The organism is Spongiactinospora sp. 9N601 (genome assembly GCF_044326295.1).
In the GTDB taxonomy this organism is placed as follows: Bacteria; Actinomycetota; Actinomycetes; order Streptosporangiales; family Streptosporangiaceae; genus Spongiactinospora; species Spongiactinospora gelatinilytica.
Map to the genome: position 1 here is coordinate 1 of NZ_JBIRBB010000073.1, position 567 is coordinate 567.

Sequence of the window (567 nt, forward strand, 5' to 3'; positions counted from 1 at the left end):
CGCCCGTGGGGTGAACGCGACGCAGCTCGTGCTGGGGGCGTCCCGGCGGGGGCGGCTGGCGCAGTTGTGGGCCCGGGGTGTCGGAGTGGAGACCACCGCGCGGTCCGGCTCGATCGACGTCCACATGGTCACCCACGCGGAGGCCCGGCGCGGCCGGCGGATGCCCCACCCGGACGCCGGGCTGCCCAGGGCCAGAAAGCTCACCGGCTGGGCCGCCGCGGTGGCCGGGGTGCCCGCGCTGACCGTCGCCCTGCTGCCCTTCCGCGACATACTCGCGCTGCCCAGTGAGATCCTGATCTTCCTGCTGCTGGTGGTGGCGGTCGCGCTGGCCGGTGGCATGTGGCCGGCGATCACCGCGGCGGTGGGCGGGTCGCTGCTGCTGAACTACTTCTTCACCGCGCCGGTGGGGGAGTTCACCATCGCGGAGGCGGAAAACCTTTTCGCGCTGGTGGTGTTCGTGGTGGTCGCGATGGCCGTCAGCGCCATCGTCGACCTCGCCGCCCGCCGCACCCGCGAAGCCGCCCGCGCCGGAGCCGACGCCGAAGTACTCTCCACCCTCGCCGGACA

1 protein-coding gene is annotated in these 567 nt (G+C 73.7%); it reads left to right on the forward strand.

The window, feature by feature from the left end:
• Positions 1-567 (forward strand): DUF4118 domain-containing protein (locus ACH34R_RS44190; protein ID WP_397567634.1); only part of this gene is annotated, 567 nt, incomplete at both ends.